A 17,258-nucleotide genomic window follows, 5' to 3' on the forward strand; every position below is an offset into this window, starting at 1 on the left:
TTGATCTCCCGCTTAGCTGTCTCATTTCTTTTGCCATCTTGAAGTGGGAGTCATACTGCCCCTTAATGCGGGATAAAAATTGACAAACGCAAGTAAGCTAGTGGCTTCCGCAAGTAATTCGGCACAAATCGCAAGTATTACCTTTTCATTTCCATAAAGTAAACTATAGCCAAGGGAATCTCTGCTATTAGCTAGTTGGTCGCCCTGAATACCACCATTAAAGCTCATCAAAACCATTATCAATTGCATTTACTTTTACATACTGTCGTGATTTTTGCTCAAAAAAGTCCGTCTTAGTGCCGTCGATATTATCTGCATAGGCGCGAATCCATTTCATCGGATTCTCTACATACTCTGGATAGATTTCTTCAAGTCCGAGTAGGCGCAGCATTTTGTTCGCACGGTATTTCACGTATCCGGCCATTTCTTCTAGATCAATACCATCTATCTTTCCTAGTACATAATGAGACCATTCTATTTCTAAATCGACAGATTCTCTAAACTGCTCATATACCCAGCTAATTAGTTCGTCTGTATGAATCTCTGGGTTTTCTCCCAGGGTCGCCCTGAATAGCTCGGTGATAAAACGACCATGCTCTAATTCATCTCTATTAATATAGCTGATCATCGTAGAGGTGCCGACCATTTTATTGTAACGAGCAAGGTTGTAGAAGAAGGCAAAGCCGGAATAGAAGAACAAGCCTTCTAGTAGAGTTGTATAAACCATTGTTTTGACCGTATTTTCAAGTGTAGGGTTTGCTACAAACTCATTGTAATATTTTTCTATATTTTTATTTCGTTTCAATAAAATCTCATCTGTCCTTCCAAATTCAAAGGAGCGATTCTGTTCATCTAAGGAAACAACAGATGATAGCACATAGGAATAGCTTTCGTTATGTACAGCTTCCTGCTGAGCGATGACTGCCAGAATGGATTGAACCGAAGAATCCGTTGCATACAAGGACAACAGCAATGCTGTTCTTGTTTGCGGACCGTCAAGCGTCGCAAGCAGACCAATTATTTTTAGATAGGCCTCCTGCTCCTCCTTCGTGAGATTTCTAAACTGCTTTACATCATTCGACATATTGATTTCATCAGCTTGCCAGTAGTTCCCTAATAATCTCTTATAAATCTTGTACCAATGTGGGTAAGCAATGTCATTCCAGTTCAATATCCCACTGGATTGTCCCCCAAATATCCCTGTAGATTTATTTGGATTTCTAGGCTCTAATGTTTTTGCTCTTTGCATCTATTATTACTCCTTCCAGCCATTCTTTTACGAGTGCTTCTTGGCTACCTCTAGGTGATTGCTCTATTTTTAAGCCTGGATACGCACAGCCCACATAATTTCTTATGAGATCGACCGCACGACAAAACAAGGCGTCACCACCAAACTGTGTATCTCCTGAACCAAACACATATAGGTTGGTGGGATTTTCCTTGATTCGTCGAATAAAAGGAACTATCTCATCCGGTACACTCCCCCGCCCCCAGGTAAATGTCCCGATGAATAGAAGGTCATAATCTACATAGTCAATTGTCGTTTCATCCTCTATGAATCGCATTTCTGTTTCATAGCCAAATGTCTCTAATCCGCCCCGTATCAGCTCCGCAATTTCCTCTGTATTTCCGCTATAACTAAGATAAGAAATTAGTGCCTTCATTAGCTTGAACACGACTCACATTCTATTAGTTCTACGGATGTAGATCGTACATAATAGGTTGTTTTTAGGCCACTGTTCCAAGCATCTAAATGTAATGCCAGTAAATCCTTCGCTTTGATGGTGTTTTGCACGTATAAATTCAAGGACACCCCTTGGTCGATGTGTCGCAGTCTCGCCGCGTTTTGCTTAATTGTCCAATGCTGGTCAATAAAATAAGCCGATTTGTAGAACCAGGTAGTCTCATTATTTAAATCCGGAACAGTTACCGGAATTTTATAGTCCTTCTTTTCCTCCGAATAAAATTTTTGAAAGATAGGATCAATGCTCGCAGTACTGCCAGCTAGTATAGAAGTAGACGAGTTTGGAGCAACAGCCATGAGATAGCCATTACGCATTCCGCATGTTGCCACCTGCTTCTTTAACTCCATCCATTTATCATCCTCATAGCCACGCTGGTCGAAATAGGCACCAGTTTGCCAATCAGACCCCGGGAATAAAGGATAGGCCCCTTTTTCCTCTGCTAGCTCCATGGAAGCCTTAATGGTTAGATACGCTATTTTTTCATATAACTTATCTGCAAATTCTACCGCCTCATCCGATTCCCAGCGAATACTATTAATCGCAAGTAGATGGTGCCAACCAAACGTCCCTAAGCCAATCCCTCTGTACCTAGCATTTGTACGCTCCGCCTGTGGAACTGGGATCATGTTTAAATCGATCACATTATCAAGCATTCGCACCTGTATAGGAATTAGCCGCTCTAACACGTGATCCGGCACTGCACGACCTAAATTGATAGAGGAGAGGTTACAGACAACGAAATCTCCCGCCTGTCTCCGAGTAACAATGGTGTCTCCGTCTAGCTGTATGGATTCAGAAATGGTCGGGCTTTGATTTTGGAAGATTTCTGTACATAGATTACTGCTATAAATCATCCCCTCATGCTTATTCGGGTTTCGACGATTCACCTCATCTCGGTAAAACATAAAAGGTACGCCTGTCTCTAATTGAGAGCGCATAACTCGTTTCATCAGCTCAATTGCAGGTACGGTCTCTTTTGATAGCTCCGGATGATTTACACATTCTGTATATTTTTCACGAAAAGAGCCGCTCCCTCTCTTTTCATCATAAAAATCCTCTAACGAATATCCCATTACTGTACGAACCTCATGTGGGTCAAATAAATGCCAATCCTCTCTCGCATCTACTTTTTCCATAAACAAATCAGGTAGACAAATACCTGTGAAAATATCATGTGCTCTTAAGCGATCATCTCCGTTATTTAGCCGTAAATCTAAAAACGTAAAGATGTCCTTATGCCAAACATCCAGGTATACTGCTACCGCTCCTTGTCGCTGCCCTAGCTGGTCCACACTGACTGCTGTATTGTTTAATTGTTTAATCCAAGGTAATACTCCGCTTGATGCTCCTATAAATCCTCGTATAGAAGAGCCACGGCTACGAATTTTCCCCATATAGACGCCTATTCCACCACCGTATTTGGATAGAGTAGCGACGTCCGTATTACTGTCATAAATCCCTTGAAGGCTATCATCCACTGTATCGATAAAGCAGCTCGATAGCTGACCATGGGGCTTTCCTGCATTCGAAAGAGTAGGTGTAGCTACAGTCATATAGAGATTACTCATTGCCCAATATGCTTCTTTAATCTTTTCTAGCCGCTTTTCTGTTTCTTCTTTCATTAAAGTCATTGCGATCACCAGCCAGCGCTCTTGCGGCAACTCTACAATCGCTTTATTAAAATCCTTTGCTACATATCTATCGAGCAAGGTTTTGAGGCCAATATAAGTAAACAAATTATCTCTTTCCGGAACAATTACTTCCGCCAGTTCTTGTAGTTCTTCGTCGGAGTAGGATTCCATTATGTTTCTGTCATAAATCCCTCGATTACTTAATTTTCTAACATTTTCCAGGAAACCAAGATATACTTTTTCAACATTTGTTCTACGGTTATCAGCTACTTGCTCATAAATATCCCAAAGATAAATTCGAGCTGCGACAAATGTCCAGTAAGGGCTTTGCTCGTCTAGTAGGCTGAGTGCATGAAGAGACATATCACGAGCCCAGCTATGGTCGTCATCATGTCTTGCTAGCCACTTTTGCTGATAGGTCAGGAGTGGGGTAAGCTTCTCTTTTCCAAATTCTTTGGATAATTTGTCTAACTGCACTGCTTTTTCTGTTTTTATTGACGTTGTCATATGAACTCCTCCTTTATTTGAGCAACAAAAAAAGCACTAACCATAGCCTCTTCGGCCGAGTCAGTGCTTACGTTTAAAAGTAGGAAACAAAAAGACATATTTATAAAAGTCCTCGCTCCCACCTCTCAACCCCCGAAGAAAGTGTTGCTTTTTCGACGACTAGGCAGGTCTACTGGCTCGTGCTTCTTCCTCCTGTTGACCTTCCCACGAATAAATCGCAGTGGCATTTTCAACAGTCGTCCACACTTACAGTTGCGGGGACAGCTTCGGCTTTTCACCGAATTCCCTATTAAACCGTAATGGTACCTAATCATCTATCAGTACAATATATTGTGTTTTATTTACTTAATAACCCTAACATATAGTGTTTAAACTTGTACATAGGAAGAAAGTCTTTCCTTATAGAATATTTATGTTTACAATATAATGGAAAGTGATATTGGAAAATTTAGAGAGAGGAAGAATAAAATGACTCAACCATTAGAAGAGCAAGAGCATTACGAGGAAGGACCGAAAGGAATTAGAGGTTGGCTGCTATTACCTATCATATATTTGTTTTTGACTGTAATATTTTCAGTCGGATATTTTATCATATCTTTCTTATTAATCAACTCTGGTGAATGGACAGAAGTGGTCACCTCCCCAGAAGTGCACCCTCATTTTGAGAAAGCTATTTATTTCGAAATGGCTTGTAACGCTCTCTTATTGTTTATTTCAATATATTTAATCATAATTTTCTTTAAAAAGAAAAAATTTTTCCCGAAAGCAATTATTTCCTATCTCATTCTTAGTATGATATTGGATATCGTTGATGCAATACTCATTAACAATGTAAGTACGGACAATGAGTCAGCTTCTATCAGTGTTTCCTCCTTTGTTTTGTCCATTATTTGGATTGCCTATTTCATGGTATCCAAGCGTGTCCATAATACATTTGTAAATGAATAAGAAAGCACAAGCACCTCTCTTTGCTCTGACAAGCATTTGGGGAATTACGTGGAAGCACTTGGCATCAAAATAAAAAGGCTTTGGATAATTTCCAAAGCCTCTTTCGTTTTTACTTACAAAATAATAATCGCCAAGATAATCGCTAAAACAATACGATAGATTGCAAATGGTGTAAGCTTAATCTTATCAATCAGCTTCAAGAAGAAGCGTATTGATATTAAAGCGAAGATAAATGCACTTACAAATCCTACGATATAAAACGAGAGATGATTTAAATCCATGTACTCCCAGTTTTTCACCAGTGATAGGAAGCTAGCACCTGCCATAATAGGCACTGCCATGATAAACGTGAAGTCTGCCGCAGTCTTATGATTCATCCCCAATAGAACCCCACCCGAAATAGTAGAGCCTGATCTTGAAAAACCTGGCCACAAAGATAGACATTGTATCAACCCAACGAGGATTGCCTGCTTATAAGTAATTTTATCCAATGAATTTGTTTTCGGATTCTTTGGACCGAACTTATCTGCAGCTATCATTAGGATGGCACCTAGCACTAAACCAATTAGTACTGTCTCTGTTGTAAACAAATGCTCATCTATGTAGTCCTCGAACAACACACCAAGCACTCCAGCTGGAATAAGCCCAACAATTACATGCGTTAGCTTTAACTGACTTCCTGGCGCTACATCCTTTATTTTATATAAGCCTACTAAGCTTAATAATCGTTTCCAGAAAACGACTACTACCGCTAGGATGGATCCTAGCTGAATAACTATTTTAAATGTATTCGCTGAATATTCACCTAAAAATTCCTTTGTTTGAAGCCACATGTCGTCCACAATAATCATATGCCCTGTAGAAGAAACCGGTGCGAATTCCGTCATTCCCTCCACAAAGCCAAGGATTAACGCTTTTAATAATTCTAGAATCTCCATAATATCTCCTTAGTTACGTTTTTTAAAATACCAAAACAAGAAAGCAATTCCTCCGATTGCGATAAGTGTATACGCGATATTTGAGTAAATATCCATATACGCTACAATGTCTTCCCAATTTTCTCCGACTGCTGCTCCAACTGAAACAAGAACCGTATTCCAAATCAGCGTTCCTAATGTAGTAAATAATAGGAACAACCAAAATTTCATATTAGACATACCGGCTGGAATCGAAATAAGGCTTCGAATCAGTGGCACCAATCTACCAAAGAATACTGCCCAAGGTCCATATTTATCGAACCAAGCATCCGCTTTATGAATATCACTTACTGTTAAACGAAGAAACTTTCCGTATTTCTTCACAATCTTTTCTAATCTTTCTACATCTAGTAAAAGACCTAATCCATAAAGAAGCGTTGCTCCTAATACAGAACCTAGGGTCGAAGCAATAATTACCCCTAGCTTCGTCATACTAGTAGTTGCAGTCATATATCCTCCCAACGTAAGGATGACCTCAGATGGAATAGGAGGAAAAACATTTTCTAACAAAATTAAGATAAAAACACCAAAATAGCCAAACTGGTTCATCCAGTCTGTAACCCATGCTTCCATTAAAACTCTCCATTCTTAAACATAATGTGTATCGACCAAATTTCGGACTGACTCCCTATTCGAATTGGTGGTCCCCAAAAACCGAAACCGGAGGATACGATTGCGTGCATTGCTCCTTTTTTTCTATATCCATAGTCTAACTCAAAAATCCTTTTCGTAAATAAGTGATTTGGCCACATTTGTCCTAAATGAGTATGACCTGAGACATGAAGATCTACATTTGCCTTTTCGGGTACCAGTAAATTAGAAGGTGTGTGGTCCATGACAAACCAAGGGAGATTCCTGTTTTCAGGACTCAGCTCCTCTAAACTCTTTCTGTGTTTGTTCGTTAGATCCTCTCTACCTGTTAAATAGAACGCTTTTGCTACTTCTATAGTTTCATCTAACAGCATTCGAACATTGGAGCCCTTCATTTCTTCCACTAGCTGTGGGATTTTCCCTCCATAATATTCATGATTACCTAGCACTCCATAAATACCATACGTGGAAGTTAGCTGTTTCATCACTTCGGACATGCCATTTTTTACGTACCAGATAGGATCATCATCTACTAGATCCCCTACTAATAATACTAAATCCGGCTGTTCCTCATTTGATATTCGGACAAACCTTTGTAAATGTGCCTTATTGGATAATAAACCAAGATGGAAATCAGATGCAACCACTACCTTTAATTCTTCTATAGTAGATTCCTTTTTAGGGATGGTGATAGATAACCTTCTTACTACCGGTGTATAGGCCTTATAGGAACCATACAGGAGGATAGAAAGGAATAGTAGGAAAATAACCCAGCCAATTGTCCCGATTTTTTCAGGGAACAAAAAGGCTGCTATTGTACCAAGCGGGATAAGAATCAGGCCATACTGCAATATAGCCATCCAATAAGCACCAATAACTTGAAAGAATTTTAGTTGATGGTTCAGCCTTGCTAAAACCATGGAAAATGCAATCAATCCCCACGCAAAGCTAAACAATACAATATTCACTGAGAAGTAAGAATTCAGCCATGCCCATACATTCCAACCAAAATAAAAGACAATTGCTCCATATAAAACGAGTACAGATATTATAGCTCCGATTTTCTTCATCCTTGTAATCTCCATTATTTAACTTTTTCAATTAGTATAACAGAAATGTTGTTTTTCCTCCTTCTACGCCTCTAGACCGAGAAGAAAATCCTTTTTAAGCCCGTTTAGTAGAAACCGTACAGCTGGTAAGCTTTAGATACAGTACGAGAGGAGGAACATACACATGAAAAAATTCTGGTTAGTAGTAGCAGGAATTATTGCAGGCATTACGGCTCTTTCTACACTTGGAGCAATTCTAGGTCTCGGTATCTCCGGCTTATTTGTGATAGCAGGGGCTCACTTTTATCTAAAGAGTAATACCACCCTATTAAAAGTTTTCTGGGCAATAATTGGTATCATCGGCTTATTATCAGCCGTTTCTAATATTCCAGGCCTGCTTGGAATTATAGCAATTGGAGCACTTTATTACATCGTGAAAAAATGGAAGCAACTAGAGAATCACTCTTCTATTTCTCAGCTAGATACAAATGATCCATTTGTTAACTTTGAAAAGCAATGGAACGATTTATACAAATAAAGGAGGATACGAACATGGCAACATTATTACAAAGACTAAAATATAGTATAGAAGCAGATCTTCATAAACTATTTGACAAAAAAGAAGAGAAAAACCCAATCGCAATGCTTAATCAATACATCCGAGAAGCGGAAAAACAAACGGAGCAGACAGGGAAATTGTTAGAAAGACAAGGAAAATTAAAAGCAGAGCTCGAAAAAGAGTTAGCAGAAACGATTCAAATGGTCGAAAAACGCCAGAAACAAGCAGAGCTTGCACGAACTGCAGGAGAAGATGATTTGATCACCTTCGCCGAAGCAGAGGTGTCAGCTTATAAGGAACGCGCAGCGGTAGTAGAGAACACTATTCATCAGACTACACAGGAGCTCTTTGAGCTAGAGCGCAAATATGAAGAAATGAAGCATAAGGTCAAGGATATGAAAGTCCGCCAGCTTCAGCTTATGGGGAAAGAAAATGTAATAAGAGCTCATCAACAAATGGATCGTATGCTCCACCCTGAATCAAAGCAACAAAATTTTGCTACGTTCAATCAAATGGAAAGCTATATAGAACGCCTTGGTCAGAAGATAGACAAAGAGCATGAAATTACTTCTATGGAACAGCGCCTAGAAATATTAGAAAAAAACAACCAAACCAAGCAGGAAATTGTGTAAACTATTTAGTAGATACTGGAGAAGGCTTATGCCTTCTCCTTCACTTGTAAGTCTAGAAGGGAGGAAAACAAATATGAGAGACAACCAGACAAATAAGCTAGCATTCTTACTCATTTGTTTTGTTTTTCTTGTTTTTATAGAGGCAGTTGTTTTTGGAAATGGAAATATTATTTTGGTATTAATCGGACTCGGACTCATGTACTTTAGTCTCCGCAAGCAATCCAAAAGCTTATTTTGGACAGGATTTATTCTATTAGTCATCGCTATTCTCTCTATGTGGAGTCTAAGAATTTTCGTTGTCGGGATTATCTCCTATTTTCTTTATAAGCTCTGGAAAAATGAACCTGTTACAGACGTTATACGACCTACCGAAAAGTTATATGAGGATATTCCAGATCAAGTGATACAAAACAAGCTGTTTTCCACCCAAACAACCCCCTTTCAAGCTTACGAATGGAAGGATATACACGTCCAAAGCTTTTATGGTGATTTTTTAATAGATGTAACAGAAACCGTACTACCAAAGGGCACTTCTTTTATCTCAATCCGCCAATCCTTTGGGAAAGTTACTATTCATATTCCTTATGAAATTCCAGTAAGAATACATTATGCAACCGTAATCGGAGAAGCAAACCTTCTCGGCCGAGGACCACAACGTCTTTGGAACCATACTGTCTTACTTAAAGATGGTTACAGGGACGATGTTACACACACATCCGATCTTGTTATCATTGTTTCCACATGGATTGGGGATATCGAGGTGATTAGAAAATGAAAATCTTTCTAGGACAGGGTATCTCTATTTTTCTTTATTTTCTTCTATTAATCATTGGGGTCTTATATGTTATATGGGGATGGCCAAACGAAGAAGCCTGGTGGTCCCTTCTACGTGACACGTATGCAGAGGTGCCTTTTGGAGCTTGGATTATCATTATTACTGCTATCATTAGCTTTCTTATTTCATTTAACACCCTTCAAAAGGTACGAAATCAGGAAAAAAGGATAGAAACAACCTTGCGTCCCCTTATTCATCCGGAGACGTATAAACCTCCGAAAAAAAGGATCACGTATTCAAAGAGAATGCATGTGACAGCAAAAGAACTCGAGACCCTTATCCTTACTCAGCGAAAAACGTTACAGAGAATTACTGACGAAAAAGCAGAAGCGCAAGAAAAAATAATACAAGAGCAAATTATACAGGAACGCCAGCGTCTTGCCAGAGAGCTCCATGATTCGGTATCGCAGCAGCTATTTGCTGCTTCTATGCTTCTTTCCACGATGGTAGAGATGGAGGAGGCAAAAAGCGGTGAGGCCCCGAAGACACTCATGCAGACCGAAAAGATTGTCCAGCAGGCCCAGCTCGAAATGCGAGCATTACTGCTTCACTTACGTCCAGCTGCCCTTCACAATAAAACATTAAAAGAAGGGCTGGAGGAATTGTTACAGGAGCTTCAGGCAAAGGTTCTCTTTACCATCCGCTATCGGCTCGAGGAGGTTCCTCTTTCAAAAGGCGCAGAGGATCATTTATTCCGCATCGCACAAGAAACCTTATCCAATACGCTACGCCATGCGAAAGCGACAGAGCTGGATGTGCTTTTTGTAGAGCGAGATAACCTAGCCATCTTCCGAGTACAAGATAACGGGGTTGGGTTCGAGACAGGAGAAGGAAAAAATGGCTCCTATGGCATACAAAGTGTACGAGAGCGAGCGGTTGAAATAGGAGGTACGTGTAAGGTTGTTTCCGTCCCTTCTCAAGGCACGATTGTCGAAGTAAAAATTCCTATTTCCACAGAGGTAAATAGCCTATCAGTTAGCGAGGAGGAAGCAAGCAATGATCCGAATACTATTAGCGGATGATCACGAAATGGTGCGAATTGGGGTAGCAGCCTACCTTCAATCACAGCCTGATATGGAGGTAGTAGCGGAGGCTACGAACGGACGGGAGGCAGTCGACCTGGCTCTTTTACATAAGCCAGACATCATTTTGATGGACATGGTCATGCCTATAATGAACGGTGCAGAGGCTACGAAGGAAATCGTATCCAAATGGCCGGAAGCTAAAGTGATGGTTGTTACTAGCTTCATCGATGACGACAAGGTATATCCTGCCTTGGAGGCTGGTGCGATAAGCTATTTATTGAAAACCTCCAAAGCCTCTCATATTGCTGATTCTATCCGTAAAACGTTAACTGGGAGTGCAGTACTAGAGCCTGAGGTTACCGATAAAATGATGCAGCGGATGAGAAAAGGTTCTAACCGAGCTCTACATGAGGAGCTGACGGATCGAGAGTTAGAAGTCCTTTTGTTGATGACTGAAGGGAAAACAAACCAAGAACTAGCGGATACCCTATTTATCGCATTGAAGACTGCCAAAACACATGTAAGTAATATCTTATCGAAGCTCGAGGTGAATGATCGAACTCAGGCTGTCATCTATGCATTCGAGCACCAGCTTGTACAAAATAAGAAATAACGAATCTGCGCCCTCTGACATATAGTATTAAAAAGTGTATAAAGGGTGATTATGAAAAATGCCACGCAGCAAAGCAAACCAAGCAGCTAGAAACAATGCTCAAGAGCAGGGGACCGTTAGCTTAGGAGTCACCGTCGGCTTCTTAGGTTCTATTCTGGTTACTTTAGGTTTTATTGTTCAAAATTTCGCAGACGCCATCGTTATTTCTGAGCTAAAAGAAAACGAGCAAAGAAACTCTTCCACTTCTTCTAAGAAAGAAAAGAACAATAGTTCAATTTCAGCTAAGCAACTAGATGATATCCAAAGAAAGCTGGACCTCTTGATCAATGAAATGGAAACCCTTAAGAAAAGGGGATGAACTCGAACATTTCGAAGTCATCCCCTTTCTTTTATTCTAAGATTAACCATTCTGATAGAAATTCTGTATGATCTTCCCCGTGATATTCGTTGAAAAACTCCACAAAGGCTTCCGTATCAACATATTCAAATTGAAACTCGTTAAAATATGCAGATAGAAACTCAATAGTTTTTTCATGGCCTCCCTGCTCCTTGAAAAACTCTCTTAATATGATAGGGAATTTCCCATATAAGCTAGGGCCATGTACCATTCCAAATTCTGTAACCGGAATGTTGGCATGTTCTTTTTGAAACGCTTTATGTCTAGAAGCATGAATTTCCGCATCACGAAAGCCTATCTTTTCCCCTGTCTCGCTACTGTATAACTGCGTCGTATAGGTAGATTCTAAGAGAGTAGTTAAGCTTTCATCTAACCAAGACTCCTCATACGAATCGCTCGACACCATATAATAAAACCATTGATGAGCAAGCTCATGTACCAAGACGAAGTGATATCTCCCATTCCTATTCCATATTTCAACAATATTAGGATACTCCATCCCATTATTATTTACGACAACATCTATTTCCTTTGTAGGATTATCCCCGATGTTTTCCTCTAAAAATAGGAATGCCTTTTGTCCATCTAAAGCAATTTTATTCAGTGTATCTTTATCATCGTACGGATAAAAATATCGCATTTCCGTATCATTTGCTTGGTTTGTTACAAAAATCCATTCTGTCGGGTCTAGCAATGCTAGGTAAAAGTCTTTTATATTCTTCGCATGTATTCTTCCTTGCTTAACAGGTTTTATTTCCCCATCCTCTGCGGAGCTCGCTACTAAATATTCTCTAGCCAGCTTATAAGTGATATCATAATTTCCATAGCCCGTATCGTAAAATTCTCCATGATGATAGTAAGGATGAAGATCCCATCTATCCGTATACCTCCCCAGCATTGGGTACCATAACGCCAGATAAAAATTATTATCTACATGCGCTAAACGTTGCCCATTTACCGGTGGCATAAGCATATATTCTACTTTTAAGGTGGTGCTCTCTCCAGGATGAAGTTTTTTATCTGGAGTTACATGAAGCATTGTATCCTCCAGCGTGTAGCTAAGCTCTTTCCCCGCTTCCCCTGTGATAGAAGAAATCTCTGCCTCTCCCGGCATATGCAACGAGTAATCAACATTTTCCTTAGTCATCGCATTCGGAATAAAATAAAACCCGATATCCTCCCAAACGCTTTTCGATTCATTTACCACTTTAATTTCAGCAGAAATATAGAAGCGCAAATCCTCCGCTTGCTGAATATCAATCTTATAGCTACCTCTCGAGCCAGGTAGCTCCGATAAAGGAACCTTCCGTTTAGAAGAATTTTTTTGCTCATCTTTCACTACCGAATTTTTCTCTACTGCTGCTTCCTCTTTTGGTAACAAAAAAAAGGCACCAACACTTAGTAAAATAGCAATCACAACTGATCCAATTATTCTATATATTCCAATAATATACCTTCTAAATATTGGGGAATTGGTGCTTCATAAATAGAAAAACCGCATCTCTCGGGAGATGCAGTTGATTAGGTTGCTAGATTTAATGAGTGAATAATCCCAGCGTGCACGCCTTCATGCCAGACGATGAATTGTACCAGCGCATCGACAGTTTCCATCGTATGCAAGGTGCCAATTTGCATTGCTTCCGGTAAGTATTCTGATAGATTTTCTTTTAATAAAGCAATGATCCTTGGTGCCTGCTCCTCTAATGCATGCACCAATTTTTCTGTGCTTGGCGGCTCATCCTTCCATTGTGCGGGACTTGTTCCCGGTATAAAAAATGGGGCCCACTCAGGGTTAACAACTTCATATGTAGGTACAGCTTTTTTTGTCAAAAGCTCCATTTGGATATAGATATGACCCACATTCCACCGAATAGTATTATGAAAACCTGGTGGCTGGCTATCCCATTTTGATAAGTCACTTTGTTTTATTCTTCCTAAGGTGTATACTCGAGCAAAATTTAGTTGATCTAGCGCTTCCATGCTTCCACCCCTTTTTTATTTGAGTATAGCATTCTGTTTGCGAATATGGTATTTTTTATCAAAAGGAGTGATTACTATACAAATGGATATTTTTCTTCGTCTTATGAAACGCCTACCCCTCGAACATCCCCTAATATCTTACCTAGAGAACCGAACGCAAAGCATAGAAGCCGGCATTTCTGGCGAGGCATACGTAGATAACTTTCTGAAGCAAGTCACCTTCCCTAAAAATTATTCCATCTTGAAGGATTTACACATTTCCTTAAAGGACGACCACTATCTCCAAATCGACTCGCTCATTCTTACACAGAAATATGTTGCTATCTTAGAAATAAAAAATATTAAAGGCACCCTCTATTTTCAGCGGAATCCTGAACAGCTTCTAAGAGTCATCGACGGAGACACAACCTCCTTCAAATGCCCCGAGCAACAAATCAAACGCCACGCCAAGAGCCTGGGTATACTGCTAAAGCAACAAGGCATCTCCCTCCCAATCAAACCCTTTATCGTATTTGCCTACTCCAAAACCATCGTCGCTCAGCCACCTCGCGAAACAAAAGCCGTAATCGGATGCGATATCGCCATGCATATCGAAGAACTACATGCTCTCCCAGATAAAATAACTTCCGCTAAGCTTCGAGGACTGGTGAAATTCCTGCAGGAGCACAACACCCCGTTTATCCCGAAGCCACTATCGACCATATTTGACTTGGATATTGCCTCTGTAAGAAAAGGGCTGCTCTGTCCCACATGCTTAAGAATAGTGGAGGTCAGCGGTGGGGGTTGCCCAGTGTGCGGAACCAAGAAGAAGCTGATGCTTCAGCAAGGACTGGAGGACTGGTTCTACTTATGCAAGGACACGATTACTAATAAGGAATGCATGGAGTTTTTGGGGTTGAAGGACAAGTATGCAGCTTCTTATGTATTGAGAAATTCTGGACTCCATTCATCAAACAAAACTCGAGGAAGATATTATTTTCTTCCCAAGCCAGTGCCAATTTTGAAGAAATAATACTTATTCTTAAGGTAGATGAACAAGATGAAAGCGATATCTGCTGAGTGATATAGATAAGAGACATTTTGTTATTAAGCGCACTTACTCCTTGAATTTATTCCTAACAGAATTACAACATTAGGCCGAGTTTTTACAACATTGCTCTTCATTTTTACAACATTCTCGTCTTTTTTTACAACATTCTCGTTCGGAGGAACTCTCTCCTTCCAGAATTACAACATTAGGCCGGGTTTTTACAACATTGCTCTTCACTTTTACAACATTCTGGTCTTTTTTTACAACATTCTCGCTCGGAGGAACTCTCTCCTTCCAGAATTACAACATTAGGCCGAGTTTTTACAACATTGGTCTTCATTTTTACAACATTCTCGTCTATTTTTACAACATTCTCGCTCGGCGGGTCTCTCTGCTCCCAGAATTACAACATTAGGCCGAGTTTTTACAACATTGGTCTTCATTTTTACAACATTCTCGTCTTTTTTTACAACATTCTCGCTCGGTTAGACTAGCTGCGCTCTCACAACACAAAAACCCCCTCACCAAGAGGGGGTTCCATCCAATCACGACACTGCCTGAACGCGCACAGTGACTTTGAAAAGATCTCCGTCCACTTCAATATTTAGCACACCGCCATGCAAATCTACAATAGATTGAGCAATCGCAAGACCTAGTCCCGATCCCTCTGTATGACGAGAGGTGTCTGCTCGTTTAAATCGTTCTGTTAGTTCCTCTATATCATTATTGCCTAATTCATAGTTAGCAATATTCTTTATGACAAAAACAGCTTCCTGCCCTTCCTGGTCCAGATTGATATAGACTCTCGTATTCGGCATTGCATATTTTAATGTATTGATGATGAGGTTATCTAACATTCGCCACCATTTTTGGCCATCGACATAGGCCATGATTGGCTTCGTTCCGATTGTTACTCGGAAGTCGAGTCCTTGTTTATCGATATCCTCTTGATGCTCGGCAATGGCCTGGGTTAAAAGCTGCACCAGATCGACCTTGCGTTTTTCCAGCTCCATGTTGCCCGATGCCATCTTGGATACCTCAAATAGGTCCTCAATCAATGTTTTTAATCGCAGCGATTTTTTGTCCAGAATCGCAATATATGAAGCTCGCTCTTCATCTGTTAAATTAGGGTTCTTCAGTAAATCCGTGTACGTAATAATCGACGTCAAGGGTGTTCGTAAATCGTGACTCACATTGGTGATGAGCTCGGTTTTCAAGCGCTCACTTTTCACTTGCTCGGTTCGAGAGGTTTGAACTCTTCCTCGAAGGTGATTTAGGTTTGCTGCCAATTGTGCAATGGCCGAATGTCCCTTTACTTCTATTTCTGTCTCCCCTATTCCCTTCACCATATCCTCTGACTTTCGGATAATTCGATTTAAATAAGAGGTCTTAGATAATAAAATAAATAGTGTTGGGAAACCAATGAAAAGAGAAGCCCCTATCCAGACTACGATAGCTTCTGGAACTTGAAGTAAAAGCATCGTTCCAAACCCCCAGAAAAAGATAACCACTAGGAGAATCAATATCTGAAGACCAATAGTGCGAACCTTAAAGAAACCTTTTATGGATTTCCACGCCCCCAATATCCAGCTATTCTCCCAATCCTTCCGAGCGTAATCCCTTATAAACCATTCACACATATATATAGTTACAGCAAATAATAAAGCCGAAAACACTAAACTGGTAATAGGAATATCCATATATCTATAGGAGTATAGGATCGACCAGACGAGTCGATTGGAAAACAAGAGAGCAAAATAAGCACAAACAACAATCAGCGCTATGCGTACATCTATCGGCAACGCTCTAAATTTCTCTCTTCCAGGCTTATAATCAAAGAGCTCTCTATTCCCTCGATATAATCTTACAAAAAGGAAGCCTGCAATAATTCCACCTACAAGTAGACCATAGAAAATCCATTGCCTTGTAACAAAATCGCTATATTCATAAGCTCTACTGCCGTTCAAGATACTATCCTTTGTAATAGCAATCGTTCCTTTAAATCGTTCTGGAGGAAGAGAGATGTTAAAGGACTCTGTCGGATAATAAATCGGGTTCTCTGTTAGGTATCCATTTTTACTGGAATATACTTTCTCGAAAGCAAGCTTACCGTCCAAGCCACCACTAGTAAATTTCTCTCCTGTCTTCACATTCTCTAGGTCATAGACAAATTGAGATTGACGATACTCAAATTCTCTCTTCGCTCGTTCCAGCGCTTGAAAATAAGCATCAACTTCTTTCTCTTTTTCCTTTTTTATTTTATTCTCCACATATTCATCGTCCTGGAAATTGCGAGTGATATCCTTTATTTTTTGATCTCTTTCATCGATTAAGGCTTGATCCTCGACCCCCTCATACTGCATGCGGATGGAATCCAACTGACTCTCCAGGTTACCATATCGATAGCGATACTCTTCTATATCAGAAGGACTTACAGTAATCTCCTTCTTTAATTCCTCCGGGTCTAGCTCCACTAACGCTAATGGGACAAGCTCTGTTTGATATTGCGATAGCTCAGATTGAAACTCATCACTGTCAAAATAATTTTTCCCTATATAATTCCGACCCTCATCTACAAGCGTATAAAGAGAAGTAATTGCTATTACTGCCAAAAGACTAAGCAGGATTACTTTCCCTAATTTCATTTTCATCCGGTAGTTCCGCCTTTCATCACTCTTATAATTTGTTTAAAGCTGTTATTTTCCAAAATGATAGGGAAAAGGTTTAGTGTAAAATAAA

The 17,258-nt window shown here is 40.0% G+C and carries 17 protein-coding genes and 1 riboswitch; of the genes, 8 read left to right on the plus strand and 9 right to left on the minus strand.

Going from position 1 to position 17,258, the window contains the following annotated elements:
• Positions 1 to 217 precede the first annotated feature (217 nt).
• Genes AC1VU3_RS11380 through AC1VU3_RS11390 form a run of 3 tightly spaced genes read right to left on the minus strand, consistent with a single transcriptional unit; the run spans position 218 to position 3,883 of the window.
• The gene (locus AC1VU3_RS11380; protein WP_482983533.1) at positions 218 to 1,249 is read right to left on the minus strand and encodes a ribonucleotide-diphosphate reductase subunit beta; all 1,032 of its coding nucleotides are present in this window, start codon (positions 1,247 to 1,249) and stop codon (positions 218 to 220) included.
• On the minus strand, positions 1,221 to 1,676 hold the full coding sequence (locus AC1VU3_RS11385) for a flavodoxin (protein ID WP_480389881.1): 456 nt from the start codon (positions 1,674 to 1,676) through the stop codon (positions 1,221 to 1,223). The genes AC1VU3_RS11380 and AC1VU3_RS11385 overlap by 29 nt, the downstream gene beginning before the upstream one ends.
• Complete coding sequence (locus AC1VU3_RS11390) at positions 1,664 to 3,883, minus strand: ribonucleoside-diphosphate reductase subunit alpha (RefSeq protein WP_482983534.1); 2,220 nt, start codon at positions 3,881 to 3,883, stop codon at positions 1,664 to 1,666. Before AC1VU3_RS11390 ends, AC1VU3_RS11385 begins: the two co-directional genes overlap by 13 nt.
• 145 nt (positions 3,884 to 4,028) lie before the next feature.
• Positions 4,029 to 4,208, minus strand: a riboswitch (cobalamin riboswitch).
• 143 nt (positions 4,209 to 4,351) lie between these two features.
• Between AC1VU3_RS11390 and AC1VU3_RS11395 the strand changes: the two genes are divergently transcribed.
• Positions 4,352 to 4,831, plus strand: coding sequence for a DUF2569 domain-containing protein (locus tag AC1VU3_RS11395; protein ID WP_480389879.1), 480 nt, complete (start codon positions 4,352 to 4,354; stop codon positions 4,829 to 4,831).
• 113 nt (positions 4,832 to 4,944) lie between these two features.
• Here the strand turns inward: AC1VU3_RS11395 and AC1VU3_RS11400 are convergent, their stop codons facing one another.
• The 3 genes from AC1VU3_RS11400 to AC1VU3_RS11410 are packed head-to-tail and all read right to left on the minus strand — an operon-like array spanning position 4,945 to position 7,469.
• On the minus strand, positions 4,945 to 5,769 hold the full coding sequence (locus AC1VU3_RS11400; RefSeq protein WP_480389878.1) for an undecaprenyl-diphosphate phosphatase: 825 nt from the start codon (positions 5,767 to 5,769) through the stop codon (positions 4,945 to 4,947).
• A 9-nt stretch (positions 5,770 to 5,778) separates the two neighbouring features.
• The gene (locus AC1VU3_RS11405) at positions 5,779 to 6,381 is read right to left on the minus strand and encodes a DedA family protein (RefSeq protein WP_480389877.1); all 603 of its coding nucleotides are present in this window, start codon (positions 6,379 to 6,381) and stop codon (positions 5,779 to 5,781) included.
• Positions 6,381 to 7,469: a metallophosphoesterase gene (locus tag AC1VU3_RS11410; RefSeq protein WP_480389876.1), complete on the minus strand. Its 1,089-nt coding sequence runs from the start codon at positions 7,467 to 7,469 to the stop codon at positions 6,381 to 6,383. Before AC1VU3_RS11410 ends, AC1VU3_RS11405 begins: the two co-directional genes overlap by 1 nt.
• Positions 7,470 to 7,632: 163 nt before the next feature.
• Between AC1VU3_RS11410 and AC1VU3_RS11415 the strand changes: the two genes are divergently transcribed.
• The 6 genes from AC1VU3_RS11415 (at position 7,633) to AC1VU3_RS11440 (ending at position 11,470) form a co-directional block, all read left to right on the plus strand.
• Positions 7,633 to 7,986 carry a lmo0954 family membrane protein gene (locus AC1VU3_RS11415; protein ID WP_480389875.1) on the plus strand — a complete coding sequence of 118 codons (354 nt, stop codon included), beginning with the start codon at positions 7,633 to 7,635 and terminating at the stop codon, positions 7,984 to 7,986.
• A 14-nt stretch (positions 7,987 to 8,000) separates the two neighbouring features.
• Positions 8,001 to 8,639, plus strand: a complete 639-nt coding sequence (locus AC1VU3_RS11420; protein WP_480389874.1) for a PspA/IM30 family protein — start codon at positions 8,001 to 8,003, stop codon at positions 8,637 to 8,639.
• 73 nt (positions 8,640 to 8,712) lie between these two features.
• The gene (gene liaF / locus AC1VU3_RS11425; protein WP_480389873.1) at positions 8,713 to 9,414 is read left to right on the plus strand and encodes a cell wall-active antibiotics response protein LiaF; all 702 of its coding nucleotides are present in this window, start codon (positions 8,713 to 8,715) and stop codon (positions 9,412 to 9,414) included.
• Positions 9,411 to 10,496: a sensor histidine kinase gene (locus AC1VU3_RS11430; protein ID WP_480389872.1), complete on the plus strand. Its 1,086-nt coding sequence runs from the start codon at positions 9,411 to 9,413 to the stop codon at positions 10,494 to 10,496. Before liaF ends, AC1VU3_RS11430 begins: the two co-directional genes overlap by 4 nt.
• Positions 10,471 to 11,112 carry a response regulator transcription factor gene (locus AC1VU3_RS11435; RefSeq protein ID WP_480389871.1) on the plus strand — a complete coding sequence of 214 codons (642 nt, stop codon included), beginning with the start codon at positions 10,471 to 10,473 and terminating at the stop codon, positions 11,110 to 11,112. Before AC1VU3_RS11430 ends, AC1VU3_RS11435 begins: the two co-directional genes overlap by 26 nt.
• Positions 11,113 to 11,170: 58 nt before the next feature.
• Positions 11,171 to 11,470, plus strand: a complete 300-nt coding sequence (locus tag AC1VU3_RS11440) for a hypothetical protein (RefSeq protein ID WP_482983535.1) — start codon at positions 11,171 to 11,173, stop codon at positions 11,468 to 11,470.
• A gap of 31 nt (positions 11,471 to 11,501) precedes the next feature.
• On the opposite strand, the gene AC1VU3_RS11445 is transcribed toward AC1VU3_RS11440, so the two are convergent.
• Together AC1VU3_RS11445 and AC1VU3_RS11450 are read right to left on the minus strand one after the other, a co-directional pair.
• Positions 11,502 to 12,890 carry a M1 family aminopeptidase gene (locus tag AC1VU3_RS11445; protein WP_482983536.1) on the minus strand — a complete coding sequence of 463 codons (1,389 nt, stop codon included), beginning with the start codon at positions 12,888 to 12,890 and terminating at the stop codon, positions 11,502 to 11,504.
• Between the two features lie 140 nt (positions 12,891 to 13,030).
• Positions 13,031 to 13,489, minus strand: coding sequence for a DinB family protein (locus tag AC1VU3_RS11450; RefSeq protein WP_482983537.1), 459 nt, complete (start codon positions 13,487 to 13,489; stop codon positions 13,031 to 13,033).
• An 82-nt stretch (positions 13,490 to 13,571) separates the two neighbouring features.
• Between AC1VU3_RS11450 and AC1VU3_RS11455 the strand changes: the two genes are divergently transcribed.
• Positions 13,572 to 14,501 carry a nuclease-related domain-containing protein gene (locus AC1VU3_RS11455; RefSeq protein ID WP_482983538.1) on the plus strand — a complete coding sequence of 310 codons (930 nt, stop codon included), beginning with the start codon at positions 13,572 to 13,574 and terminating at the stop codon, positions 14,499 to 14,501.
• Between the two features lie 563 nt (positions 14,502 to 15,064).
• Here AC1VU3_RS11455 and AC1VU3_RS11460 read toward each other — a convergent pair.
• Entirely contained in the window at positions 15,065 to 17,170 is a 2,106-nt protein-coding gene (locus AC1VU3_RS11460; RefSeq protein WP_482983539.1) for a sensor histidine kinase, read from the minus strand.
• Positions 17,171 to 17,258 lie beyond the last annotated feature (88 nt).

It is taken from the genome of Psychrobacillus sp. Z16_25, assembly GCF_056856695.1.